At 62.5% G+C, this 20,866-nt stretch carries 24 protein-coding genes; 15 read left to right on the plus strand and 9 right to left on the minus strand.

The window, feature by feature from the left end; translation table 11 throughout:
• Positions 1 to 69: 69 nt before the first annotated feature.
• Positions 70 to 597, plus strand: coding sequence for a plastocyanin/azurin family copper-binding protein (locus tag QZ638_RS13980; protein ID WP_295811555.1), 528 nt, complete (start codon positions 70 to 72; stop codon positions 595 to 597).
• A gap of 81 nt (positions 598 to 678) precedes the next feature.
• Here QZ638_RS13980 and QZ638_RS13985 read toward each other — a convergent pair whose 3' ends face one another.
• The 4 genes from QZ638_RS13985 to QZ638_RS14000 all read right to left on the minus strand — a co-directional run bounded on the left by QZ638_RS13985 (position 679) and on the right by QZ638_RS14000 (position 3,379).
• Positions 679 to 1,230 carry a PTS sugar transporter subunit IIA gene (locus tag QZ638_RS13985; RefSeq protein WP_295811557.1) on the minus strand — a complete coding sequence of 184 codons (552 nt, stop codon included), beginning with the start codon at positions 1,228 to 1,230 and terminating at the stop codon, positions 679 to 681.
• Between the two features lie 1,141 nt (positions 1,231 to 2,371).
• Positions 2,372 to 2,665 carry a DUF6522 family protein gene (locus tag QZ638_RS13990; protein ID WP_295811561.1) on the minus strand — a complete coding sequence of 98 codons (294 nt, stop codon included), beginning with the start codon at positions 2,663 to 2,665 and terminating at the stop codon, positions 2,372 to 2,374.
• Positions 2,658 to 2,879 carry a hypothetical protein gene (locus tag QZ638_RS13995; RefSeq protein ID WP_295811564.1) on the minus strand — a complete coding sequence of 74 codons (222 nt, stop codon included), beginning with the start codon at positions 2,877 to 2,879 and terminating at the stop codon, positions 2,658 to 2,660. The genes QZ638_RS13990 and QZ638_RS13995 overlap by 8 nt, the downstream gene beginning before the upstream one ends.
• 56 nt (positions 2,880 to 2,935) lie before the next feature.
• Positions 2,936 to 3,379: a pseudoazurin gene (locus tag QZ638_RS14000; protein ID WP_295811565.1), complete on the minus strand. Its 444-nt coding sequence runs from the start codon at positions 3,377 to 3,379 to the stop codon at positions 2,936 to 2,938.
• A gap of 139 nt (positions 3,380 to 3,518) precedes the next feature.
• On the opposite strand from QZ638_RS14000, the gene QZ638_RS14005 reads away from it, so the two are divergent.
• The gene (locus tag QZ638_RS14005; protein WP_295811568.1) at positions 3,519 to 4,217 is read left to right on the plus strand and encodes a Crp/Fnr family transcriptional regulator; all 699 of its coding nucleotides are present in this window, start codon (positions 3,519 to 3,521) and stop codon (positions 4,215 to 4,217) included.
• Between the two features lie 44 nt (positions 4,218 to 4,261).
• Here the strand turns inward: QZ638_RS14005 and QZ638_RS14010 are convergent, their stop codons facing one another.
• The gene (locus QZ638_RS14010) at positions 4,262 to 4,828 is read right to left on the minus strand and encodes a DUF1858 domain-containing protein (RefSeq protein WP_295811571.1); all 567 of its coding nucleotides are present in this window, start codon (positions 4,826 to 4,828) and stop codon (positions 4,262 to 4,264) included.
• Between the two features lie 88 nt (positions 4,829 to 4,916).
• Between QZ638_RS14010 and QZ638_RS14015 the strand changes: the two genes are divergently transcribed.
• From QZ638_RS14015 to QZ638_RS14060, 9 genes are all read left to right on the plus strand, one after another.
• Positions 4,917 to 5,405: an Rrf2 family transcriptional regulator gene (locus tag QZ638_RS14015; RefSeq protein WP_295811574.1), complete on the plus strand. Its 489-nt coding sequence runs from the start codon at positions 4,917 to 4,919 to the stop codon at positions 5,403 to 5,405.
• Positions 5,406 to 7,043: a cytochrome-c oxidase, cbb3-type subunit I gene (gene ccoN, locus QZ638_RS14020; protein ID WP_295811577.1), complete on the plus strand. Its 1,638-nt coding sequence runs from the start codon at positions 5,406 to 5,408 to the stop codon at positions 7,041 to 7,043.
• A 3-nt stretch (positions 7,044 to 7,046) separates the two neighbouring features.
• Positions 7,047 to 7,799 (plus strand): cytochrome-c oxidase, cbb3-type subunit II, encoded by a 753-nt coding sequence (ccoO, locus tag QZ638_RS14025; protein ID WP_295811579.1) that lies wholly within the window; start codon positions 7,047 to 7,049, stop codon positions 7,797 to 7,799.
• Between the two features lie 10 nt (positions 7,800 to 7,809).
• Positions 7,810 to 7,983: a cbb3-type cytochrome c oxidase subunit 3 gene (locus QZ638_RS14030; RefSeq protein WP_295811582.1), complete on the plus strand. Its 174-nt coding sequence runs from the start codon at positions 7,810 to 7,812 to the stop codon at positions 7,981 to 7,983.
• Positions 7,971 to 8,852: a cytochrome-c oxidase, cbb3-type subunit III gene (gene ccoP, locus QZ638_RS14035; RefSeq protein WP_295811584.1), complete on the plus strand. Its 882-nt coding sequence runs from the start codon at positions 7,971 to 7,973 to the stop codon at positions 8,850 to 8,852. The genes QZ638_RS14030 and ccoP overlap by 13 nt, the downstream gene beginning before the upstream one ends.
• A 196-nt stretch (positions 8,853 to 9,048) precedes the next feature.
• Positions 9,049 to 9,867, plus strand: coding sequence for a DUF2189 domain-containing protein (locus tag QZ638_RS14045; RefSeq protein ID WP_295811589.1), 819 nt, complete (start codon positions 9,049 to 9,051; stop codon positions 9,865 to 9,867).
• Between the two features lie 3 nt (positions 9,868 to 9,870).
• Positions 9,871 to 12,123 carry a heavy metal translocating P-type ATPase gene (locus QZ638_RS14050; protein ID WP_295811592.1) on the plus strand — a complete coding sequence of 751 codons (2,253 nt, stop codon included), beginning with the start codon at positions 9,871 to 9,873 and terminating at the stop codon, positions 12,121 to 12,123.
• Positions 12,120 to 12,326: a cbb3-type cytochrome oxidase assembly protein CcoS gene (gene ccoS, locus QZ638_RS14055; RefSeq protein ID WP_007010015.1), complete on the plus strand. Its 207-nt coding sequence runs from the start codon at positions 12,120 to 12,122 to the stop codon at positions 12,324 to 12,326. Before QZ638_RS14050 ends, ccoS begins: the two co-directional genes overlap by 4 nt.
• The gene (locus QZ638_RS14060; protein ID WP_295811595.1) at positions 12,326 to 12,457 is read left to right on the plus strand and encodes a hypothetical protein; all 132 of its coding nucleotides are present in this window, start codon (positions 12,326 to 12,328) and stop codon (positions 12,455 to 12,457) included. The genes ccoS and QZ638_RS14060 overlap by 1 nt, the downstream gene beginning before the upstream one ends.
• 25 nt (positions 12,458 to 12,482) lie before the next feature.
• On the opposite strand, the gene QZ638_RS14065 is transcribed toward QZ638_RS14060, so the two are convergent.
• The 3 genes from QZ638_RS14065 to nirK form a co-directional block, all read right to left on the minus strand.
• Positions 12,483 to 13,727: an NnrS family protein gene (locus QZ638_RS14065; RefSeq protein ID WP_295811597.1), complete on the minus strand. Its 1,245-nt coding sequence runs from the start codon at positions 13,725 to 13,727 to the stop codon at positions 12,483 to 12,485.
• Entirely contained in the window at positions 13,724 to 13,897 is a 174-nt protein-coding gene (locus QZ638_RS14070; RefSeq protein WP_295811600.1) for a hypothetical protein, read from the minus strand. Before QZ638_RS14070 ends, QZ638_RS14065 begins: the two co-directional genes overlap by 4 nt.
• Before the next feature lie 165 nt (positions 13,898 to 14,062).
• Positions 14,063 to 15,172 carry a copper-containing nitrite reductase gene (gene nirK, locus QZ638_RS14075; protein ID WP_295811602.1) on the minus strand — a complete coding sequence of 370 codons (1,110 nt, stop codon included), beginning with the start codon at positions 15,170 to 15,172 and terminating at the stop codon, positions 14,063 to 14,065.
• A 511-nt stretch (positions 15,173 to 15,683) separates the two neighbouring features.
• Here nirK and QZ638_RS23355 point away from each other — a divergent pair.
• Positions 15,684 to 15,983: a GFA family protein gene (locus QZ638_RS23355; RefSeq protein ID WP_366936240.1), complete on the plus strand. Its 300-nt coding sequence runs from the start codon at positions 15,684 to 15,686 to the stop codon at positions 15,981 to 15,983.
• 169 nt (positions 15,984 to 16,152) lie between these two features.
• A complete protein-coding gene (locus QZ638_RS14085) occupies positions 16,153 to 16,848 on the plus strand; it encodes a glutathione S-transferase family protein (RefSeq protein WP_295811605.1) in 696 nt (231 codons plus the stop codon).
• Between the two features lie 161 nt (positions 16,849 to 17,009).
• Here the strand turns inward: QZ638_RS14085 and QZ638_RS14090 are convergent, their stop codons facing one another.
• The gene (locus QZ638_RS14090; protein WP_366936239.1) at positions 17,010 to 17,312 is read right to left on the minus strand and encodes an antibiotic biosynthesis monooxygenase; all 303 of its coding nucleotides are present in this window, start codon (positions 17,310 to 17,312) and stop codon (positions 17,010 to 17,012) included.
• A gap of 536 nt (positions 17,313 to 17,848) precedes the next feature.
• Between QZ638_RS14090 and QZ638_RS14095 the strand changes: the two genes are divergently transcribed.
• On the plus strand, positions 17,849 to 18,739 hold the full coding sequence (locus QZ638_RS14095) for an IS110 family transposase (protein WP_295811613.1): 891 nt from the start codon (positions 17,849 to 17,851) through the stop codon (positions 18,737 to 18,739).
• Between the two features lie 1,246 nt (positions 18,740 to 19,985).
• On the plus strand, positions 19,986 to 20,866 hold an 881-nt coding region (locus QZ638_RS14100; RefSeq protein WP_295811608.1), incomplete at its 3' end, for a putative Ig domain-containing protein.

A 20,866-nucleotide genomic window follows, 5' to 3' on the forward strand; every position in this document is an offset into this window, starting at 1 on the left:
GGGCGTGGACAAGCCACACGCGCATGTCGTTCTTTACCATGACGCTGACGCCAAGGGACGTCTGGCAGAATGATCACCCCGCGTCGACAATTCATTGCAATGGGAGGCGGCCTTGGCGCCGCACTCCTCTTTTCGCCTTCGATCAAGGCTGCACCTGCCTTGACAATAGAAATGCGCGGCACGTCGCGCGGCGAGCGCATCTGGTTCACACCTGTCGGACTTGCTGTTTCGCCTGGCACGACGCTGCGTTTCGTCAATCGGGATAAAGGCAACAGCCATACCGCCACAGCCTATCACCCGGCGAATTTTGATCGTCTGCGCCGCATCCCCGCCAATGCCGCTCCCTGGGACACGGGGTTTCTACTCCCGGGAGAGAGCGCCGAGATCGTTCTCAAGGTACCGGGTGTCTACGATTATTACTGTATCCCGCACGAGATGGCGGCAATGGTCGGTCGGATCGTCGTGGGAAAGCCGAGCGACGCCGGCTTCGAAGGCCCTGCCCCGGCCACTGACGATGTCACGGCCGAGGTCCTCGGCGCCTTCCCCTCTGTCGAGGATATCGTGGCCCGCCGCCGTATAAATCATCTCCCCGGTTAAGAGCGAGGGGATACCCGCCGCCTGTATAGCGCCGTGTAGGCGCGAGATGCTGTGAGTGCCTCAGGGGACCTTTCAGCATCTCTACTGCAATCCATGGATCCGAGACAGCGGGCCTTGCGGCGAGCGCACCACACCTGTCTTTGCCGAGTGAGCACCGCCTGTTTGAGCGCCATGCGTATCAAGTCCAAGTGCGATAATAGCGGCCACCGCTTCTGATCGCGTGGTCGCCTCAAGCAATCGTTGCGCGAGCGATGCGTCCTGACTCAGCCGGTTGAGCCGCAGAAGTGCAGCACGAAGCCACTTAATGTCGTGACGGCCACCCATCAGGGCTACCAGTGTGTCGACCGCCAAACCGTCCGCAGCTTCGAACTCCACCGGTGTTTCGAGGCGGCGCACCACGATCATGGACTCTTCCAGACCCGAAAGCACCGTGTGCGGCAGCGCAACCCCACCACCGATGGCTGTCGTACCCAGCCTTTCCCGCGCATAGAGCGCGCTGGCAATATCGATCTTGCTAAGACCGGGCCGAAACGTCGCGATCTGCGCCGCCAGAGCCCAAAGAGCCGCCTTGCGGGTGATGGACGTTCTATCAAATTCAAAGTCGACTGCGAAAGAAACACGAACGGGTATCATCGCACGCCCTCCTTTCGTTTGATGAAAAGACAGCTGACTCTGCGACTGCAGAACAGCATTCAACTGTGCCGCGGGGAGCCTCTCCCCACGGCCCTGTTTTCAACCGTCGACGGCACGCCTCACCTTTCCACCAATCACGGCAAAGGGACGCGGGCAGACGCCGCTTCTTGAGTTGTCGAGACTATTTCCGCTTTGCGGAGATCAGCTGGTCAGCTACGGCATCGGGCTGATTGATGTCTTTTTTCTTCTTGCCTTTTGGCTGCTTGCGCTTCTGGTCGCCTTTTCTCTTGGCCATATCGATTCTCCGGATCTCCAAATCTTTGAGTTTGCGAAAGATCTCCCTGGCACCGGAACCACCGGAACCAGGGTCACGATCCGATTTGGAGGCACACTCGCGTGGCCGGAGACAAAATCAAGAACGCCATGGCATCTTGGCTCCTGCAGCTACACGGCCAGGCTGAAATCGCACCGCCTCGACGGTAGTCGTTTCCTGACCGACCACGGTTATTTCAGAAGGGCTCGTGACGGGCGACCCTTGCCGTCTTGCATCATGTGCCCAAAACCGCGCAGACGCGCCTTGTAATCGGCAAACTGAACACCTCCAGAGAAGGTACTTACGGGTGCTGAGCACCAGGGGCACCGCACTGCAGCACGAGGAAGGCTCGCAGCACAGCTATCGCAAAGCAACAAGGTGGAACGCATGGACATTTCGAACTCCCAATACACAATCTCGATTGCGCAACAGAACAGACGGTTTCTTTTTCAAGAAAACGACCCGGAGCCGAACTAATAAGATTTACATCACTTATATAGATCCGCCCCGGGCGATGACATGCATCATCTGGTCACCGAAGCGAAATATAAGGAACGATTCTCTATCCATGCCTTCTATATAATTGAAATAAAAACTAAAACAACCATCCGTGGATTGTGCGCCTTTACGTCACATCCCATGGCGAGGGGAGGCAACGATTAAGGTCAATCTGATCGTCGTCTGATGCCCGGAAAATGCTCGCTGCTGCTGAAACCGGTTTGCGGAAGCGATAGCGAAATCCAAGCGCGTCAGGTTCAAGTGTCACAGAATTTTGCTCTGAACAGAAGTGGCTTCTGTGCCGCCGCTGGTGTTGCGGTATCGGGGGGACTAACGATTTGTAAGTTGTCTCGACCCCATCCTTCCATAGTCCAGCTTCAGGCGCTGAAGCACCCGCCCGGCTTCATCGACGATCAACTGGAACCTCAGATTCTGGTACCAGAACGTCAGGCGGAAGCGCCCTTCATCCTTGTCCGCGCCGCGCTCGAAGCAGCAGGTGATCGATCCGTCTCGGAGCATCGACGGAACTTCGTCGGCGCGCAGCCGGAGTCCGTCCGCTACCAACACGGCCTCTACAGTCGCCCCGCCGTCCTCGAAACTCACGGGCACGGAATCGTCAGCCATCGGTCAACCCCATATCCAAAGCCGTTGCGGCCAGCCAGTCCTCAAACAGTCGCCGGTCCTCCTTTGAGAAGGAAGACCGGCGCACCAAGTCGGCGAAAGTGTCGTCAGGATGGTAGTGTTCGTACTGTCGCGGCGTCTCCCGCAGAACCTTAGGGTCGTGCCTCTGCGCGCTTGGGCCGCTCGCGCGGGCCGCCATTCCATACGATCTGGTCATCGTTCGCCTCCTGGCCCGAACCCCTCGACGTCCGGACGTTGGTCAAGCATACACGGCTACTTGGCCGCGACCACCTGTCCGAATAGTTCTGCGAACACCTTCTTCGCTTTGCCCGTCTGCTTGACGACCTTGGCGTCTTCGACGTTAACGGGCGCGCCCACTTCGATGAGCGCCACCATGCCCATCGCGTAGTGCGGTGTGCACTTCACGCCGTAAACCCCTTCCTCCGTCAGCGTGACTTCAAAGGTCTCGTTGAATTTGCTCTTGAAGGCCTTCGCGCCTTCCGGGAGCATGCCCTTGATGGTCTCGACGTTGTGTCCCTTGTCGGTGGGTACGAAACGGATGGTGTCGCCCGGAACCGCCTTGATGTAGTCGGGCTGGAACACCATGGTGCCCTTTTCGCCCTTGTTCAGCATCATGACCTCGAACTCAGCCGCACCGGCCGCGCCTGCAACGATGACCGCGGCGCCGAGCGCCAGGGTTGCGATGATCCGTCTCATTTTCTTGTCCTTTCTTGGTACCCGGCTGCGATGGCCGTTGGAACCGTGATATCCTCCCGGAGCGATCGGTTGTTTGCGCCAGCGCAAACAACGGCTAGAATCGGCAAAGGGGACAATTCAGGAGGCCGTTGGAATCAGGATGACGCTTGACCGGAGCCTAATCGCCGGACTGCCCGTATTCGCGGGCCTCGACATATCCGGACTCGACGCTGTGCTGGCCAGGGCGCGGTCGTCTCGCGTTCCGAAGGATTCCGAAATGTTTTCGCAGGGCGCGGAAGCGGGTTCCTTCTTTCTGCTGCTGGACGGACATATCAGGGTTGTACGCACCTCGCCCGAGGGCCATCAGGTGATCGCGCGCTACATCAACGAGGGTGAGCTGTTCGGGATCGCCGTGGCGATGGGGCGGAGTACATATCCCGCATCCGCGATCGCCGCGGTCGACTGCGTCGTTCTCACATGGCCGAACGCCGCCTGGCCGGACCTGCAGGCCCGCGTCCCGTCCTTCGCCGCCAGCGCCTACAAGACGATCGGTACACGGCTGCAAGAGACGCAGGCACAGGTCATGGAAATGTCGACGCAGCAGGTCGAACAGCGCATCGCGCATGCCCTGCTGCGAATCGTCAGCCAGTCAGGCAGGAAGACGGAACACGGCATCGAGATCGACTTCCCGATCACCAGACAGGACATCGCCGAAATGACGGGAACGACCCTGCACACGGTGAGCAGGCTCCTCAGCGCCTGGGAAGACGAAGGATTCGTGAAGGGTGGGCGCCAGCGGGTCGTCGTGACGGATCCGCACGGCCTGATGGTCGTGGCAGAGAACCGCCGCAGGAAGTAGGCTTCTTTCGCCGCCTGGCCGCTCCAGCCCCGGTCGCACCTGCCTCACACCGTTCGTGTTGTCTCGAACGCAGACGGCCCGCTGATCTGATCATCGCTCTTCATGACCGCCAGAAGCTCCCGCGAAAAGATCTCTTCGTCGAGCCGGTGCGCGTCGCACGCATCCTTCACGGTGTGGAAAATGCCGATAGGACAGCCGATGCACAGCATCCGGTTGCGGATGAACACGCGGATCGTGGCAGGCCATCGCCGCATGATCTCATCGACCGTCATGACCGGGTTGATCGTCAGAGGTGGTTTCACTTTGGGCATCTCCAAAGAAAACCATGAAACCACCTGGACGGGTCCGGGGCTTTGCGCGGGCGCAAACAACGCGTCGATCCACGGCGTTCCACACTTGGCCGCGACATTAGTGCACTTGCAATCAGGGAAACCGGTTCGTAAAAAGTGGCTTATGAAATACCACTTATGTGTGACGATATGATTCCTGCGGCCCAAGATTCCGTCCGTCCATGGTTCGAGCAGCCGCTCGCGCATCCCCTCGTGGGCCGTACGCAGCCTTTGGCTTACGATGTTCTTCTGGCTGGGACGGCACCCAAGGCGGTCATCCATGACTACCCTCGGCCGTCCGCACTCGCCTTCCGGGCCGCTAATCGTCTAGTATCGGAGCCCGCTGTCCTACCAACTGGGAAAGCCCCGCATGCGACTGACACTTCAAACGGACTACGCGCTCAGGATGCTGATGTATCTTGCAATCCATCGCGACAGGCCGTGCCGGGTCACCGACGTCGCGGCGGATTACGGCATCTCGCGCAACCACCTGCTGAAGGTCGCGCTCAAGCTGGGGCGGCTCGGCTATCTGGCAACCGCCCGCGGGCGGACCGGAGGCATAGCGCTGGCGCAGCCGCCGGAGGACATCAACTTGGGTGATGTCGTGCGCCAGATGGAAGACGGGTTCGACCTCACCGAGTGCATGCGCGACGGCGGCACCTGCGCGATCACGCCCTCTTGCCGGCTCAGGAGCGTCGTCGGACGGGCGCTCGACGCGTTTCTCGCTGTCTTCAATGGCGTGACCTTGGCGGAGATTGCTGGAAACAGGCAAGAATTGCTCGAGTTGCTTGAACGAAACAGGACATCGGGGGCAGGTGCCCCCCGGAATCTGCTCCGGGAGGGGCCAGGAGGGGAATGAATGCTCGCTAACCTTACCTCTTCGGAACGGCAGTATGCCTTGATTCTGGCCAGTGCGGTCGCTCTAGCTGGTGTCGCCATGGCGATCATGGGCCGGTCCGACGTGCTCGGCGTGCATGGCGTGATCGTCATGCTGTTCGGCGGCGGTATCGCCTGGGTGGTCATGACGTCCTTCTACGGTCCCGAGCCAACGGATGACCGGACCGCCTCATACTACGACGACCCGATCAAGGTCGGCATCGTGCTCTCAATGGTCTGGGCGGTGTTCGGTATGTTCATGGGGGTCTGGGTCGCGGCGCAACTGGCCTGGCCCAACCTTGCGTTCGACGCGGCCTGGTCCTCCTTCGGGCGACTTCGCCCGACGCATACGACTGGCGTGATCTTCGGCTTCGGCGGCAATGCACTGATCGCCACCTCCTTCCACGTCGTCCAGCGGACGTCGCGCGCCCGGCTCGCGGGCCAGGTGAGCCCCTGGTTCGTGCTGCTGGGTTTCAACCTGTTTTGCGTACTGGCGGTGTCCGGCTACCTGCTGGGGATAACCCAGTCGAAGGAATACGCGGAAGCCGAATGGTACGCAGACCTTTGGCTCGTGATCGTGTGGGTGACCTATTTCATTCTCTACATCGCGACGATCGCGCGCCGCAAGGAGCCGCACATCTACGTCGCCAACTGGTATTTCATGGCCTTCATCCTGGTCGTGGCGATCCTGCACATCATCAACAATCTCGCGCTCCCCATCTCCTTGGGCCACGCCAAGAGTTACACGATCTGGCCGGGCGTCCAGGATGCTATGGTGCAATGGTGGTACGGTCACAACGCCGTCGCCTTCTTCCTGACGGCAGGCTTTCTCGGCATGCTCTACTACTATCTCCCGGTGCGGGCGCAGCGGCCGATCTTCTCCTACCGCCTGTCGATCCTCAGCTTCTGGGGCATCGTCTTCTTCTATATGTGGGCGGGCTCGCACCACCTGCACTACACCGCCCTGCCGCATTGGGTTCAGACGCTCGGCATGACCTTCTCGGTGATGCTGCTGGTGCCGTCCTGGGCTTCGGCGGGCAATGCGCTGCTGACCCTCAACGGCGCATGGCATCGGGTGCGCGATGACGCGACGCTGCGCTTCATGATGGCAGCGGCCGTGTTCTATGGGCTTTCGACCTTCGAGGGATCGTTTATGGCGATCCGGCCGGTCAACTCGCTCAGCCACTACACGGACTGGACCGTCGGCCACGTCCATGCGGGGGCTCTCGGATGGGTGGCGCTCATCACCTTCGGCTCGCTCTATACCCTGGTTCCAAGTCTGTGGAAGCGCGAGCGAATGTACTCGGCGACCCTGGTTGAAGTCCACTTCTGGCTCGCGATCGCCGGAACGCTGATCTATGTCTTCGCGATGTGGAACTCCGGCATCATCCAGGGGCTGATGTGGCGGACATACACGGAAGAAGGCGCTCTCGCCTATTCCTTCGTCGACAGCCTCGTCGCCATGTACCCCTACTATATCGCCCGCGCCTTCGGCGGCCTGCTGTTCCTGATCGGAGCCGTGATCGGCTGTTACAACATCTGGATGACGGTCAGGGCGACGCCTCTTGCCGCAACGCGTGCCGACGTGCCTGTCCAACCCGCAGCCGTGCCGGGAGAATGACCGATGTCTGAACTCTTCCACCGCAAGCTAGAACGTTCGGCCATCGGTTTCGTCATCGCCATCATCGCGGCGGCGAGCGTCGGCGGCATCGTCGAGATCGCCCCGCTCTTTACGATAGACGAGACCGTGGAGGAAGCGCCCGACATGCGGGTGTACACGCCGCTGGAACTGGCCGGGCGCAACATATATGTCCGCGAGGGCTGTTACGCCTGCCACAGCCAGATGATCAGGACGCTGCGCGACGAGGTCGAGCGCTACGGCCCCTATTCGCTGGCCGTCGAGTCCCAGTACGACCGCCCCATGTTGTGGGGATCCAAACGGACGGGACCGGACCTCGCGCGCATAGGCGGCAAATATTCCGACTTCTGGCATGTCGCGCATCTCAACAACCCGCGCGACGTGGTGCCCGAATCCAATATGCCCGCCTATCGCTGGCTGGGGCGCACACCGCTCAAGATGGACGACCTGCCCAAGCATCTGGCGGCGCAGCAATCGCTGGGTGTGCCCTACACCGACGAGATGGTCGAGAACGCCGCGCGCGACGCCTACGGCCAGGCGACCCCCGATACCGACTTCGCATCCGGCGTGACCGAACGCTATGGCGAAGAGACCACCGTCAGCGCCTTCGACGGCGTGGCGACGCAGGTCACCGAGATGGACGCGCTTGTCGCCTATCTCCAGGTGCTGGGCCGCCTGACCGACGCCGCCTATCGAGGGACGGCGGCAAGCGAGCAGCCATCGGACCCGGAAGGCTGAGGAGGCAGACATGGATTTCAGTTACGAAACGCTGGTCGCCTTCTCCAAGAGTTGGGGCCTGTTCTACATGATGGGCTTCTTCCTCTGCGTCTGCGCCTATGCGTTCTGGCCAAGAAACCGGAACCGGTTCGACCGAGCCAAGCACAGCATCCTAGAACGGGACGACACGCCATGGCAGAAGTAGAGCGCGATCCCTTCACCGGGCGTGAGACGACCGGTCACGAGTGGAACGGCATCAAGGAACTCGACACACCGATCCCCCGGGGCGTGCTGATGTTCCTGATCGTCACCCATGTCTGGGCGATTTTCTGGTGGTTCTTGGTTCCCACCTGGCCGCTCGGTGTGACCTACACGAAGGGCCTTCTGGGCATCGATCAGCGGACGACCGTCGAGGCTCAGGTCGAGGATGGCCAGCAACAGCGCGCACCCTGGACCGAGCGGCTCGCGAGCGAACCCTACGACGCGATCCTTTCCGATGAAGCGCTGATGCAGACGGTGCGCGACACCGGACGGCAATTGTTCGGCGACAATTGTGCGGCCTGTCACGGTCGCGACGGCAGGGGTCGTGCAAACTACCCCGACCTCACCGACGATGACTGGCTGTGGGGCGGCGGCCCCGAGCTGATCGAGCAGACGATGCGCGTCGGCATCAACACGACGCATCCCGAAAGCCGGATCGCCCAGATGCCGGCCTTCGGCCGCGACCAGATGCTCGACCGCGAGCAGGTCCGCAGCGTCTCCGCCTATGTCTACTCGCTGACGCGCACCGACTATTCAACGCCGGAGAACCTCGACCGCATCAACGCGGGCCGAGAGGTCTTCGCGTCGACCTGCGCCGCATGCCACGGCGAGACAGCGGAGGGAGACATGGAAGTCGGCGCGCCGAACCTGACCGATGCGCACTGGGTCTATGGTGGCGACCTCGAAACGATCATCGCGTCCGTGCATGGCGGCCGTCAGGGCCATATGCCGAGCTGGGACGAGCGGCTGAACACGGCAGAAATCCGCACCTTGGCTGTCTACGTTCACGATCTGGGGACGGCGCAGCCATGAGAGGCCGTGCGTGTCTCCCTGGCGGATGGCTGCCATGGGTGCTGGTACCGGCTGGCCTCCTGCTTTTCGCCGGGGCGAACGCACACCTCCTTTACGTCGCGTTCCAGTCCCAGCCGGACTGTGTCGAACATCTGAAGTCCGCCGACGATAATCGCGGCTACCGCGCCGCCAAGTCGGCCTGCTGAGGGAGGAAACCATGGGCGAATCCGACAAGGGATACTGGCTGCTCAGCGAGACATCTGGCATTGGCGACACGCGCGACCCGGCTTTTCAGCGCAACCTGCCCCTCCTCGAGGGGCGGCACTGGCTTGCCGCCGGGTGGCGCGACTTCTGGAACGGCGCCTGGTCGAGCCTGGCATATGGCGTTGGCGTCTTCGTTCTGTCCGTCCTCTTCGTCTGGACGCTCGTCGGCTTCGGGCGGGATTACATCCTGTTCCCGGCATTGGCCGGCTTCCTGATCGTCGCGCCCTTCCTCGCCATCGGGCTCTATGAGAAGAGCCGCGCGATCGAGGAGGGCAGGTCGATCACGCTCGGATCGATGCTGCGGGTCAGGCCAAGGGCGGGCGCGCAGGTGTTCTTCACCGGCCTCCTGCTCAGTCTCCTGATGCTCGTGTGGACGCGCGCCGCCGTCCTGCTGTGGTCGCTGTTCTTCGGGGTCACCGCCTTTCCGGGCCTGGACCACGTCGTCGGGATCCTGCTTGGCACGCCCTCCGGCTGGGCGATGCTCGTCATTGGCACCGCCATTGGCGGCCTGTTCGCCGCGTTCGCTTTCGCGGTCAGCGTCTTCGCCGTTCCCATGCTGCTCGACCGCCACGTCGACGCGCTGACCGCCATGGGCACGAGCATGAAGCTGATCTGGAACAATCTGCCGACGATGATCGCGTGGGGAGCCATCGTTCTCGCGCTCTTTACGGTCTGCGTCGCGACGGGACTGGTGGGCATGATCGTCATCTTCCCGCTTCTCGGCCACGCCACATGGCACGCCTACAAGGCCGTGGCGCGCCCGGAGGAATGAGCGGTGAGCTGCTGCGCGCCAGGCACCGAAGCGGCCCTTGACGTCGGTCCTGCGCGCCCGATCGACGAGCGCGAGATCGTTCTCGCCAGTCGCGACCTCGGCGATGGCATCATGCAGACCGACCTGTCGGTTCCGGCTGCCCATTGCGCCGGATGCATCCGGACAATCGAGGAAACGCTGGCCGGGCTCGACGGGGTCGTTTTCGCGCGGGTCAATCTCACCGCCAGACGTGTCGCGGTGAAATGGCGGCAGGAAACCGGCGTTCCCGCGCTGGTGGATGCTCTGCACGGCGCTGGATATGACGCGAGCCTGACGGAGGCCGGGGAGAGTTCCGGCGATCCCGAGATGCCGCGGCTGCTGCGCGCCACCGCGGTGGCAGGCTTCGCGGCGATGAACATCATGCTTTTGTCGGTCTCGGTCTGGTCCGGCGCGGACGACGAGACGCGGCAGGCCTTTCATCTGATCTCCGCAGCGCTGGCGCTTCCCGCACTCCCCTATTCGGGGCGGATCTTCTTCCTGTCCGCATGGAGGGCCCTGCGGGCCGGACGGGCCAACATGGACGTGCCGATCAGCGTCGGCGTTCTGCTCGCCTTTCTTCTGAGCCTCTACGACACCGTGACGGGAGGCCCGCACGCCTATTTCGACGCGGTGACCTCGCTGCTGTTCTTCCTGCTCGCGGGCCGGACTGCGGACCTGGCGATGCGCGGACGCGCGCGCGACGCCGTCCGGTCGCTCGCCCGGATGATGCCGCGCGGGGCGACGGTTGTCGCGCCCAACGGCGACCGCGAATATCGCGAGACCTCGGAAATCGAATCCGGGGAGGTCGTTCTCGTGCTCGCCGGAGAGCGGGTGCCTGTCGATGGGACGGTCGTGTCGGGTGCCGCTTCGCTTGATCTGTCGGTGGTGACCGGCGAGTCCACCGCAGAACAGGTCGCACAGGGTTCCAAGGTGCTTTCGGGAGCCCTCAACCTCGACGGGCCGCTGACGGTAAGGGTGGACCGGCCGCAGAAGGATTCGTTCATGGCGGACATGATGCGGCTCATGGATGCGGCAGAAAGCGGCAGGGCCCGCTATCGCCGCATCGCCGACCGGGCCGCGTCGCTCTACTCCCCGGTCGTCCATGTGGTTGCCCTCGCGGCCTTCGTTGCGTGGCTCTGGGCCACGGGGGATGTTCACAGATCGCTGACGGTGGCCATTGCCGTCCTCATCGTCACCTGCCCCTGCGCTTTGGGGCTCGCCGTTCCCATGGTACAGGCCGTGGCGGCGCGGCGGCTCTTCTCGCTCGGTGTGACGCTCAAGGACGGGGCCGCGCTGGAACGGCTGGCCGAGGTCGATCATGTCGCACTCGACAAGACTGGCACGCTCACTGCGGGAATGGCCCGCGTCACGTCGTTCACCGTGCCGGACCCTCATATCGAGGCGGCCATCGCGCTCGCCCGGCTGTCCCGGCACCCGGCATCGAGGGCGGTGGCCGCGCTCGCGCCGGCGCCTTCCCTCATCGTCGAGGACGCGCGCGAGACGCCTGGAAGCGGCATGGAGGGCAGGATCGCGGGCCGAATCTACAGGCTGGGGCGCCAAGAATGGGTCGGCCCTCACACCGCTGGCGGCGCACCCGCCGCGACCTGGCTCTCGGTCGATGGCCGCACGCTCGGCTGGTTCGAAATGGCCGACACGTTGCGCCCCGGCGCGTCGGAGGCGGTGGGCCGGCTTCATCGGCTCGGGCTGGCTGCCGAGATCCTGTCGGGCGACGACAGGAATGCCGTCACCGCGACGGCCAAGGCCGTGGGGATCGATCGGGCGGCGGGAGAAATGCTTCCCCGCGCCAAGGTCGCCCGCCTCGAAAGCCTCGCATCGGATGGCCGGAAGGTCCTCATGGTCGGCGACGGGCTCAACGACGCGCCCGCACTTGGGGCAGCCCATGTGTCCATGGCTCCCTCTTCGGCGGCCGATGTCGGGCGCAATGCGGCCGATCTGGTCTTTCTTGGCTCCAGTCTCGAAAGCGTGCCCGAGGCGATCACGATCGCGCGCAGGGCGCAGCGGCTGGTAAGGCAGAACATCGGACTGTCGGTCGTCTACAACTCGCTGGCGCTGCCGCTTGCGCTCACAGGATACGTGACGCCACTCCTCGCCGCGGTGGCGATGTCGACCTCGTCCATTCTCGTCGTCGTCAACGCGCTGCGGCTTGCGGGTCGACGCACATCGCTGTCGCGTGGCAGAACCGGCTGGAAGCCGCTCCGCCTTTCGGAGGCGTCATGAGCTTGCTGTCGTGGCTTGTCCCGGTTGCGCTGGGCATGGGGCTGGTCGGCCTCCTCGCCTTTTTGTGGTCGATGAGAAGCGGGCAGTTGGAGGATCTGGACGGCGCGGCCGAAAGAGTGCTGCTGCACGAAACCGACGACGCGCCGCTGCACGGCGAGCCCCATCGCCAGCGGACCCACACGACAAAGACACGGAGCGAATGATGCGTGAACACACGGACAGGAAATTCGATTGGGTGGCGGCGCTGGCTTTCGGCTCTGGCGCGGCGGTGATGATACCCAGCATGATCGCCTTGGCGGTGGCGGTGGGCGCGGCGATCTTCGCTGTGCTCTGACGAACCGGCTTCCCGGTCGCCAGGCTCATGCCCCCTGGCGGCGGCCCCACAGGATCGGCGCGTACCGGATCGCGAACAACAGGAAGGCCGCGCTCCACAGCGCGCCGCCCGCAACCAGCACCGAAGCATACCAGCCTCCCGCGAAGGGCGCGGAAACGCGAAGGATCGCCCCGGCGGTGACCGCGACATAGGACGCAACGGTCGACCGGTCCGCGACGATCTCGCGTCCGGTATGGCCGAGACTGGCGCGCGTCATGACGGCCAGCGTCATCGTGCCTATCGCTCCGGCGGTCAGCGCATGCAGCGCGGCACTCTCGGGGACACCCGCGGCGGACGCCAGTCCGAGCAGCAACAGGGCGACGGCAAGCCAGGCATATCCGACATGAAGGATGAGCACGATCGGCTCGGTTGCCGTTCTGTGGCCGCGCCAGCGGGCCAGCCGCGCGCCCAGCAGCGCTCCCGAGAGGATCAGCATGAACCCGGTCACGGTGGTGCCGGGCGTGACGATCCATGCCATGCAGGCCACGATGGTGCTGGCCAGCGCCGCCTTGTCGAGCAGGCCGAAGCTCGCAGGCAGAACGCAGCCGCCTCGCTTGACCAGCCAATTGCGCGTGAAGCTTGGAACGATTCGGCCACCGATGAGAGCCAGCAGCATGACGATCGCGGCGAGTGCCAGGCGGATGCCAACGCCATGAGCGACGAGTTCGACATTGACGGCGTGGTCCAGCACGTTCGCCATTCCGAAAAGGGAGATCATCAGGGCCACTGGTGCGTTTTTCCAGTTGCGACCAGCGACGACCTCCCGCCAGACGGCGAAAGCCAGAACGGCCGGAAACGCGGCATCCACGGCCATTGCCGCGAAGGGATCCGCTAAAGCGGCGCAGGCCACACGGCCGGCTACCCAGAGGAAGACCAGCCCGATCAATGGCCAGCCGCTCAGTGGGAGCCGCCCCGTCCAGTTCGGGATCGCCGTCAGGACGAACCCTGCGACCACTGCCTGCAGATAGCCGAAGAGCATTCCATGGGCATGCCAGTGGAGACCGGGGAACGGCCCCGGCAGCGCCTGCCCCGAGAAATAGATCGACAACCAGACCGGGATGGCGATGCCCGCATGGAGAGCGGCCAGGAAGAAGAACGGCCTGAACCCGTAATGGAGGATCGGCGGCATGCCTGTCACGCGCCCCCGCCCGTCGCGTGATGTATCGCCTGCCCTGCGCAGCGTGCGAAGCACCGACCTGTCGGTCCCGGCTGGATCCGCCCCTGCGCTCATTGGTCTCCTCCCAAAGCCTTTCGGGCCGCCTGCTCGCCGACTTTCGCGAAGCCGAAAATCTCTTCGAACAGGTCGGCGATCTCCCGCAGCGCGGCCCCGTCGGGTTCGTTCGGGATCAGCTCGTCCAGTTCGTCGAGAAGGGCGAGCGCGATGGCGATCGCGTCGCGCATGCGCCTTGCCTCGGCGAGCCCGGAACCCTGTCGAATCTGCACGTCCCTGGCGTCGAAAGGAACTCGGCGGACGTAACTTCCCATTTCGTGGTCTCCATGCATACGGCGGTTTCTCGGTCAGGTGCGGGGGTGGCGGCCCGGGTCGATGCCGGACCACCTTAGGCGTCAGTGAGTGGGAATCGGCCCGGGAGCCTCGACCTGTTTCATGAGGTCGTCGTTCCACTCGCCCTCGACCAGGAAATGCGCGGTCGCTCCGAGTTCCACCGCCTCGATGAGGTTGTGGTTCACGTAGGCATACACGCCCGGTTGCAGGAAAGTGTAGAGCGCCGCTCCCGCCGATCCACCGCGTATGAACCAGGTTTCGAGGTCCTTGGCCGGCGGGTTGGCGAACTTGCCTTTTTCCCAGACATAGTCGCCGTGCCCGCCGATCAGGTGGGGCCGCGTGTCGCGGTTGGCCTGGCTGTGAACGATCAACACCATCTCGCCCACCCGCGCCCTCATGGCGTTGTCCCCGGTCAGCGCGCCCTTGGCGCCGTTGAAGACCACGTGGGTCGGGGTGAGGCTCTTCATGACCTCGAGAGTGTCGGCATAGCTGTCGCCATGGCTCTCATAGGCCTTGAAGTTCCCGTCTTCGTCACGCGGGATGTAGAAGTCGTTCTCGCCGATGTAAAAAACCTTGTCGTAGGTGATCGGCTCGCCCTTCTCGTTCTTCAACCCGTCACGCGGCAGCACCATGATGGTGCCCGCCATGCCCGACACGACGTGCCAGGGGATCATCGGGCCTTCCGGCGCGCAGTGATAGACGAAGGTGCCTGCGCGGGTCGCCTTGAAACGCAGCTTGACCTGTTCCCCGGGGTTGACGAGGGTCAATGCCCCGCCGCCCAGCGCCCCTGTCGCTGCGTGGAAGTCGATGTTGTGCGGCATCGCGTTGCTGCCGGGGTTCACCAGAGTAAGCTCCACATAGTCGCCCTCGTGGACGACCATCATCGGGCCGGGGATCGAGCCATCGAAAGTCATGCCCTGAAGGACGGTGCCCTCATCGTCGATGACGACAGGCTTTTCCTCGATGGACATCGTGAACTGGATCACCTTCGGTCCGCCGATCGCGACCTGTTCGTGCGCATGCACGAATGGCGGCGCGACAAGCGTGACCCGCTCGCGCGGTAGCGCTGCGATCTCTGCTTCGTTCTCGTTCGCGAAAGCGGCCATCGGGGGTATCGCGGCCAGCATGGCGGCGGCCGCCGCTCCCATGAGTGCCTGGCGACGCGTGAACATCTCGGTTCTCCTTTGTGATCCATCGTTGTCGATGGGGAGAACCTACGCTTCCGCACTGCGTTTCTGTTTGTGCTGGAACAAACTGCAATGCGGTTTCTGACGAAGGTAGGTCTGAACCTGGCCATTTCAATTTGGTGGAACCCCAATTTGGGTCACCCCTTCTAGCTGTGGATTCCACCGATATTGCCGCTTGGTTTACAGTCTCGGCCCAGCATTGAAGGGGCGATTGCTGGACGGGGCGAAATGACATGCTAAGCGGTCGCTGGGTGGAACCAGGTGGCCGCGTCGAGTCGACCCGACACGGACACTGCTTTGGCACGTGGTCAAGGGCTGCTACTCTGGCAAAGGTGGCTCTTCCTGGGCATTGTGAGCCCGCTGACGGATCGCCCGCCATCGAGCATTGTTCCAACACAACACTCTGAATCACGCTGTGAAAGAGGGATCGGGTCCGCATTCGGGCGGGTGCCTGTGTGGCGCGGTTCGCTATGAGGCCGTGGGGCAGCCCGGGGCCGTGGTCATCTGCCATTGCCGCTCCTGCCAACAATCCCTGGGCTCAGGCGTCAACTTCCAACTCCTCTGGGCGGCCGACAGGTTTCCCGTCACCAAGGGAACGCCAACTGTCTATCGACATGCGTGCGGCAGCGGCAAAAGCCTGGACAGGCGCTTCTGTGCAAAGTGCGGGTCCGCCTTTTGGCTGATTGGCGAGGCCCTGCCCAGTGGGATAGTGATCGCCGGGGTCGAAGCCTTCAACGAACATCGACGGTCACCCGATGGGACGATCAATCCCGGTCGCATTCATGCGGACCACTGACGCATCGGGGATGAACGTGGCGCGTAGTTGGGCTCTACCCTCCGGTGTCGGAGCAGACACCTTCGCCGATGAAACATGCCAGCGGCATTCAACGAATGCCCTGCACTGCCAGAATCACGCACACTATACTCTTTGGTTAACCCGCTTGTAAAAGCTTCGAGGACCCATCATGCGCGCATTGCTCTTCACGTCCGGATCCCCCTTCGCCCGCGCTGTCCGCATAATTCTCGACGAGATCGGTCTCGACTATGAGCGGCGCGAAGAGATCGGCACGCCGACTGCCGAGCAGCGCGCGGCCACGAGCCCGACATTGCAGGTGCCGACGTTCTGGGATGGCGACCTGACGCTATGGGAAAGCGGCATTATCGCGGAGTACCTGATGTCCACCTATGCAAAAAGGCCGTCGGTTGATCCACCCTTTTCCATGAATGCGTTCCGTCCCGATGCCCTTTGGCAGGACAAGCTGATCTTCTCCACCATCCAGACCTTCGGAACGGCCGCGACCACTATCTCGCAAATGAAGTGGACAGGGGTCGCAATCGACCGAAACGATCATCTTGCGCGCGCGGCGCAGAAACTGATCCACATTCTTGGCTGGCTCGACGCCCAACTCGCCGATCCTGAAAGCGGGTTCCAGCCGGGCTGCGTTTCCATGCAGGACATCTTCCTGGCCGCACATGTGCGCTTTGTTCAGGCCAGGCCCCTCGGTATTGACCTAGAACTAGGCAGGCACGAAAAAGTGGCCGCACTCCTGAACCGCCTCAACCAACGTGACAGCTTCAAGGCCAATCCGATCTGGTGGTGGGAGCCAGGGATTATCGGATATGAGCCCGATGGAACGCCGGTTTTTGGTGGGGATACATGATCGGCAAGAAGGTCGCCTAGTCCGCAACTCGGTCCTAGCCCCGGATTCTCCGAACGTCCGCTGCCGGTGGAAGCTGCCGTTGAGGTTCGACCTGTTTAGAGGTCCTGACCCGCGCTTACTCCCGGAAACGGTTTATTCGCCGTCGTCGAGCCGCTGTGATCCTAGTCGCCGAAATTGGGCTTCTCGGATTTTCGTGCGTCGGCCCGTAGCGCTCTCCAGATTTCGATTTGACGCGGCCTTGCGAGGAGGTCATCCAATGCCGCGTGCCATTTGGCGCGATAGGGCCGGTGGAGCTGAAACACGTCCGGCAGCTCTGGATTGACGTGCAGCGCGGCGTAGACGAACGTGTTTTCATGGCGCATTGCGTCCAGCACCGGATCGAGCAGTTCGCGAAAGCGCGCTTCCATGCCGGGCTTTAGGTGGAAGGTAATGACGTAGGTCTCTAGCACGGCCGTATCCCTCATCGCTCTGATTCTCCAACTTTGACTGTTGGCCGAACGTAAAAATGTTTGGGGAGGCAAAGCGATTACCTCACAGGTAATGGCATTGCCGAAACGAATGGAACCGCTGGCCATGCCGCTACGCGAGCGCGATTCAGGTCATCAAACTCCCTGCGCCAGCGGTAATACGTAAACGGCGTCACCCCGATCGAGCGAACCGCTTCGCGACGATCTCTTCGGGCTTGTACTTCTTCTGGGGCATTCCAACGTCCTCTCTACAGCTCAATAGCCTACTTCAGGGAGGACCACCACTTAGCGTAATCGCAGGTGGCACCCTCGCAGAGAGCGAGGCGGTCCCCCAAGCGGGCGATCCAGCAACGATCGGCTCAGCCGACAAGTGACGGAGAACCATGATGCCTTCCTATGCAGCTTTGGACGTTTCCCAAGAGACGACAGCGATCTGCGTCGTCGACGATGCCGGTCGGATCCGTGCTGAGAATAAGCTCGCATCCTGCCCCGAAGCGATCGCCGCATATTTGAATCGGTAGGCACCAGACCTCATCCGGGTCGGGCTCGAGACAGGACCATTGGCCGTGTGGCTTTGGAACGAACTCGCCGCGCGCCGTCTTCCAGTCCTGTGCATCGACGCCCGTCATGCCAACGCAGCTTTGAAGATGCGACCGGTGAAGACGGACCGCAACGACGCTGCTGGCTTGGCGCAGATCATGCGAACCGGCTGGTTTAAGCAAGTGCGCATCAAAAGCCGCGACAGTTACCAGGTTCGCTCCCTTCTGGTCGCCCGCGAGATGCTGGTGCGGATCCGGGTCAAGATCGAGAATGAGATCCGTGGTCTCCTGCGCACCTTCGGTGTTCTGTTCGGCAAGCGCGTCGGCGGATTCACCGGACGGGCCGACGAGATCATCGCCGGCGAACTCGATGCGTCCCCGGAGATGCGCCTCATCGCCGAGACATTGATGAAGGCCAGAGCCTCGATTCTCGATCAGATCAGGGTTCTGGATCGTCGCCTGATGGCAGTCGCGAGGGCAAGCCCGACCGCGCGCCTATTCATGACCGTGCCCGGCGTTGGCGTTATCACCGCCCTGTCCGTCGCCTCCTCCTTCGACGATGCATCGCGCTTCAGTCGGTCATCGAGCGCCGGCGCCTATCTCGGCCTGACACCCCGACGATACGAGTCCGGCGAGACAAGCCGAAACGGGCGCATCTCCAAGCAGGGGAGCATGATGACTAGGACGCACCTCTATGAAGCGGCCACGACGCTTCTGACACGCAACCTACGATTCTCGACGCTCAAGGCCTGGGGCCTGAAGCTGGCGAAGGCGTCCGGGTTCAAGAAGGCGAGGATCGCCGTGGCCCGGAAGATGGCCTTGATCCTGCACGCCATGTGGAAGACCAACACCCCATTCCGTTGGAGCCAGGAGGAGGCTGTATAACCGCTAGACTGACTTTGACGGATGCGTCCCCGCCGGGACGCTTGGCGCGGATCAGGCCGTCCCTGAAAATGCGGTGCCTTCGGCAACCACGAGGACCACTTCGGTCGATCCGACCATCTGACGCCAACATGCGGCGATCCACCGAGACCGACTGCGGAGAGAACCATGAACCCGGCGTGTGCGCAAAGTCCGATCAACCAGCTTGACCAATGCGATTAGAGAACTTTTCAGGGGGCAGACCAGGTGGACGACTTTTACGCCGCCCGCAACAGAACAATCCCGCCGCTACCGTGGTCGAATTTTGCACCACCGCAATCACTCGAGCAAGCCGTAGCGCTGCTCGTCGCCTTTGCCGACATGCCGGTCAAGTTCGTCGCCCTTCGTGGCGGCTATGCCAATGCCTCTGCCTTTCCGCGCGCGTTTCGGACGCATCGGGAATCCCCCCGCGCGTATCGTGCCCTCTTCCAGCGCTGACGACGGACGCACATCGCGCGACAAGGGGCAAAAATCCGGCAAGCTGGACGCTGCGCACTGACTTTGGACGCCCTGCACAGCCGATCTTATTTACCCTTGGCTAAATTCGGCTCGTTACGGTTGGGGCATTGCTGGCCCGGCCTGTTGGGCATGCGCTTTGTTTGGTGGAGGAGCTGCCGCGGATCGGAACCATGCCGCGCTCAGGCAGATGGCCGGTTTCGCAGCCGGGGTTCATGTTCCCCGCCGGATCGAATGGAAAATGGATGCCTGCCGGGCAGGTGGGACACTGCGAGGAGTGTATGAGGTTTCGAAGGGCTTGCGCGACGCTTGGCGGATTGCCGCGAGGCGCTGTCGCCGCTGGCAAAGGGGTTTGGCGAGCGGACCCGGCCATATCCCGGTGTGTCCTCTTGCCCGCCGTTCTGTTGGCCGGTGTCGGCCTTGTCGACACGGCGCTGGCCCAGTCGTCCTGTCCGACGGGAGAGCTATATGCAGCGGATGGACTTGCATTCGGATCCCCCTTCGCCGGCGGACGTGTCTCACCGGCGCAGTGAAACCCGAAATCTCGGAGGGCGACGGAAGAGTGTTCAGACTTTCAGGCATTTCTTTGGTCCTTGTACTTGCCGTAACGGCGCTGCCAGGACAAGTTTGGGCGCTTGGTGGAGGTTTAAAGGATGAAATCATACGCCTCACCGGGCATGACTGTCGGTTCAATCCCTTTATTGATCCAGCATCGCAGGAAGCGCAGGTCACAATGATCTCGGGCGGCGGAACCATGTCTTCCGGTGGAAATTACTGGATCAACGGTACCATCGCTTTTTGGCCGGGCGGAGACATCACTCAAGATGATGTCGAATCCGAGTGTGGCATCAGCGACATTTCGAACTTCACCAGCGATGGAGCCAACGGAACCTTCGACACCGACGACTTCATGGGGATCAGATTCCGGGGCACGTCGGACACTGACGGCAATGTTTACGAGTATGTTCTGGGTCTTTCGGGAAGCTCCCAGACCAGGATCGTTAACTCGCGCAGTCAGGTAAGCATTCCGAACAATCCTCCCATCGCCAATGCGGGACCGGATCAGCACGTGATGTCGGGCGCATTGGTCACCCTGGACGGAACGGCATCGGATGCAAATGATCCGGAGCAGAGCCTCACCTATGCCTGGACACAGACCACAGGTCCCACTGTAGCACTCTCCGACAGCGCCTCCGCTTCACCCAGCTTTACCACGCCGGTGCTTCCCGCCGGAACGCTGGAGATGACCTTGACCTTCGAGCTTTTGGTCAATGACGGGTTTGAGGATTCCGTCGCAGACACGGTTTCGATCACCGTGACGCGTGAACCGCCGGACATCACCCTTGGTCCCGACAGCCTGCCGGACGGTAAGAGAGGGGAGGCCTATGGACCGGCGACCCTTACCGCCTCAGGCGGTATCGCGCCCCACAGCTTCGCGGTGACGGCCGGCGGCCTGCCCGACGGGCTGTCTCTCACAGCGGACGGCACGCTATCGGGAACGCCGACCGAAGCCGGCAATTTTACCTTCACCGTAACCGCGAGCGATGCCGACAGCTTCACCGGCATGCGCGAATACACGCTGACCCTTACAGAACTTATCCTACCGGAGGCGCAGAACCACACGCTCAGCGTCCT

The sequence above is a fragment of the uncultured Nitratireductor sp. genome (assembly GCF_913053745.1).
In the GTDB taxonomy this organism is placed as follows: Bacteria; Pseudomonadota; Alphaproteobacteria; order Rhizobiales; family Rhizobiaceae; genus Nitratireductor.

Excerpts from the sequence above, each read along its gene's own strand:
- QZ638_RS13995 (WP_295811564.1), bottom strand. The coding sequence starts at position 2,879 with ATGACCAGATCGTATGGAATGGCGGCCCGCGCGAGCGGCCCAAGCGCG.
- nirK (WP_295811602.1), bottom strand. The coding sequence starts at position 15,172 with ATGTTCACGCGTCGCCAGGCACTCATGGGAGCGGCGGCCGCCGCCATG.
- QZ638_RS13980 (WP_295811555.1), top strand. The coding sequence starts at position 70 with ATGATCACCCCGCGTCGACAATTCATTGCAATGGGAGGCGGCCTTGGC.
- QZ638_RS14015 (WP_295811574.1), top strand. The coding sequence starts at position 4,917 with ATGCGACTGACACTTCAAACGGACTACGCGCTCAGGATGCTGATGTAT.
- QZ638_RS14010 (WP_295811571.1), bottom strand. The coding sequence starts at position 4,828 with ATGGATGACCGCCTTGGGTGCCGTCCCAGCCAGAAGAACATCGTAAGC.
- QZ638_RS14005 (WP_295811568.1), top strand. The coding sequence starts at position 3,519 with ATGACGCTTGACCGGAGCCTAATCGCCGGACTGCCCGTATTCGCGGGC.
- QZ638_RS14045 (WP_295811589.1), top strand. The coding sequence starts at position 9,049 with ATGGGCGAATCCGACAAGGGATACTGGCTGCTCAGCGAGACATCTGGC.
- QZ638_RS14090 (WP_366936239.1), bottom strand. The coding sequence starts at position 17,312 with ATGAGGGATACGGCCGTGCTAGAGACCTACGTCATTACCTTCCACCTA.
- QZ638_RS13985 (WP_295811557.1), bottom strand. The coding sequence starts at position 1,230 with ATGATACCCGTTCGTGTTTCTTTCGCAGTCGACTTTGAATTTGATAGA.
- ccoN (WP_295811577.1), top strand. The coding sequence starts at position 5,406 with ATGCTCGCTAACCTTACCTCTTCGGAACGGCAGTATGCCTTGATTCTG.
- ccoS (WP_007010015.1), top strand. The coding sequence starts at position 12,120 with ATGAGCTTGCTGTCGTGGCTTGTCCCGGTTGCGCTGGGCATGGGGCTG.
- QZ638_RS14065 (WP_295811597.1), bottom strand. The coding sequence starts at position 13,727 with ATGAGCGCAGGGGCGGATCCAGCCGGGACCGACAGGTCGGTGCTTCGC.
- QZ638_RS14070 (WP_295811600.1), bottom strand. The coding sequence starts at position 13,897 with ATGCGCGACGCGATCGCCATCGCGCTCGCCCTTCTCGACGAACTGGAC.
- QZ638_RS14030 (WP_295811582.1), top strand. The coding sequence starts at position 7,810 with ATGGATTTCAGTTACGAAACGCTGGTCGCCTTCTCCAAGAGTTGGGGC.
- QZ638_RS13990 (WP_295811561.1), bottom strand. The coding sequence starts at position 2,665 with ATGGCTGACGATTCCGTGCCCGTGAGTTTCGAGGACGGCGGGGCGACT.
- QZ638_RS14085 (WP_295811605.1), top strand. The coding sequence starts at position 16,153 with ATGCGCGCATTGCTCTTCACGTCCGGATCCCCCTTCGCCCGCGCTGTC.
- QZ638_RS14060 (WP_295811595.1), top strand. The coding sequence starts at position 12,326 with ATGCGTGAACACACGGACAGGAAATTCGATTGGGTGGCGGCGCTGGCT.
- ccoO (WP_295811579.1), top strand. The coding sequence starts at position 7,047 with ATGTCTGAACTCTTCCACCGCAAGCTAGAACGTTCGGCCATCGGTTTC.
- QZ638_RS14000 (WP_295811565.1), bottom strand. The coding sequence starts at position 3,379 with ATGAGACGGATCATCGCAACCCTGGCGCTCGGCGCCGCGGTCATCGTT.
- ccoP (WP_295811584.1), top strand. The coding sequence starts at position 7,971 with ATGGCAGAAGTAGAGCGCGATCCCTTCACCGGGCGTGAGACGACCGGT.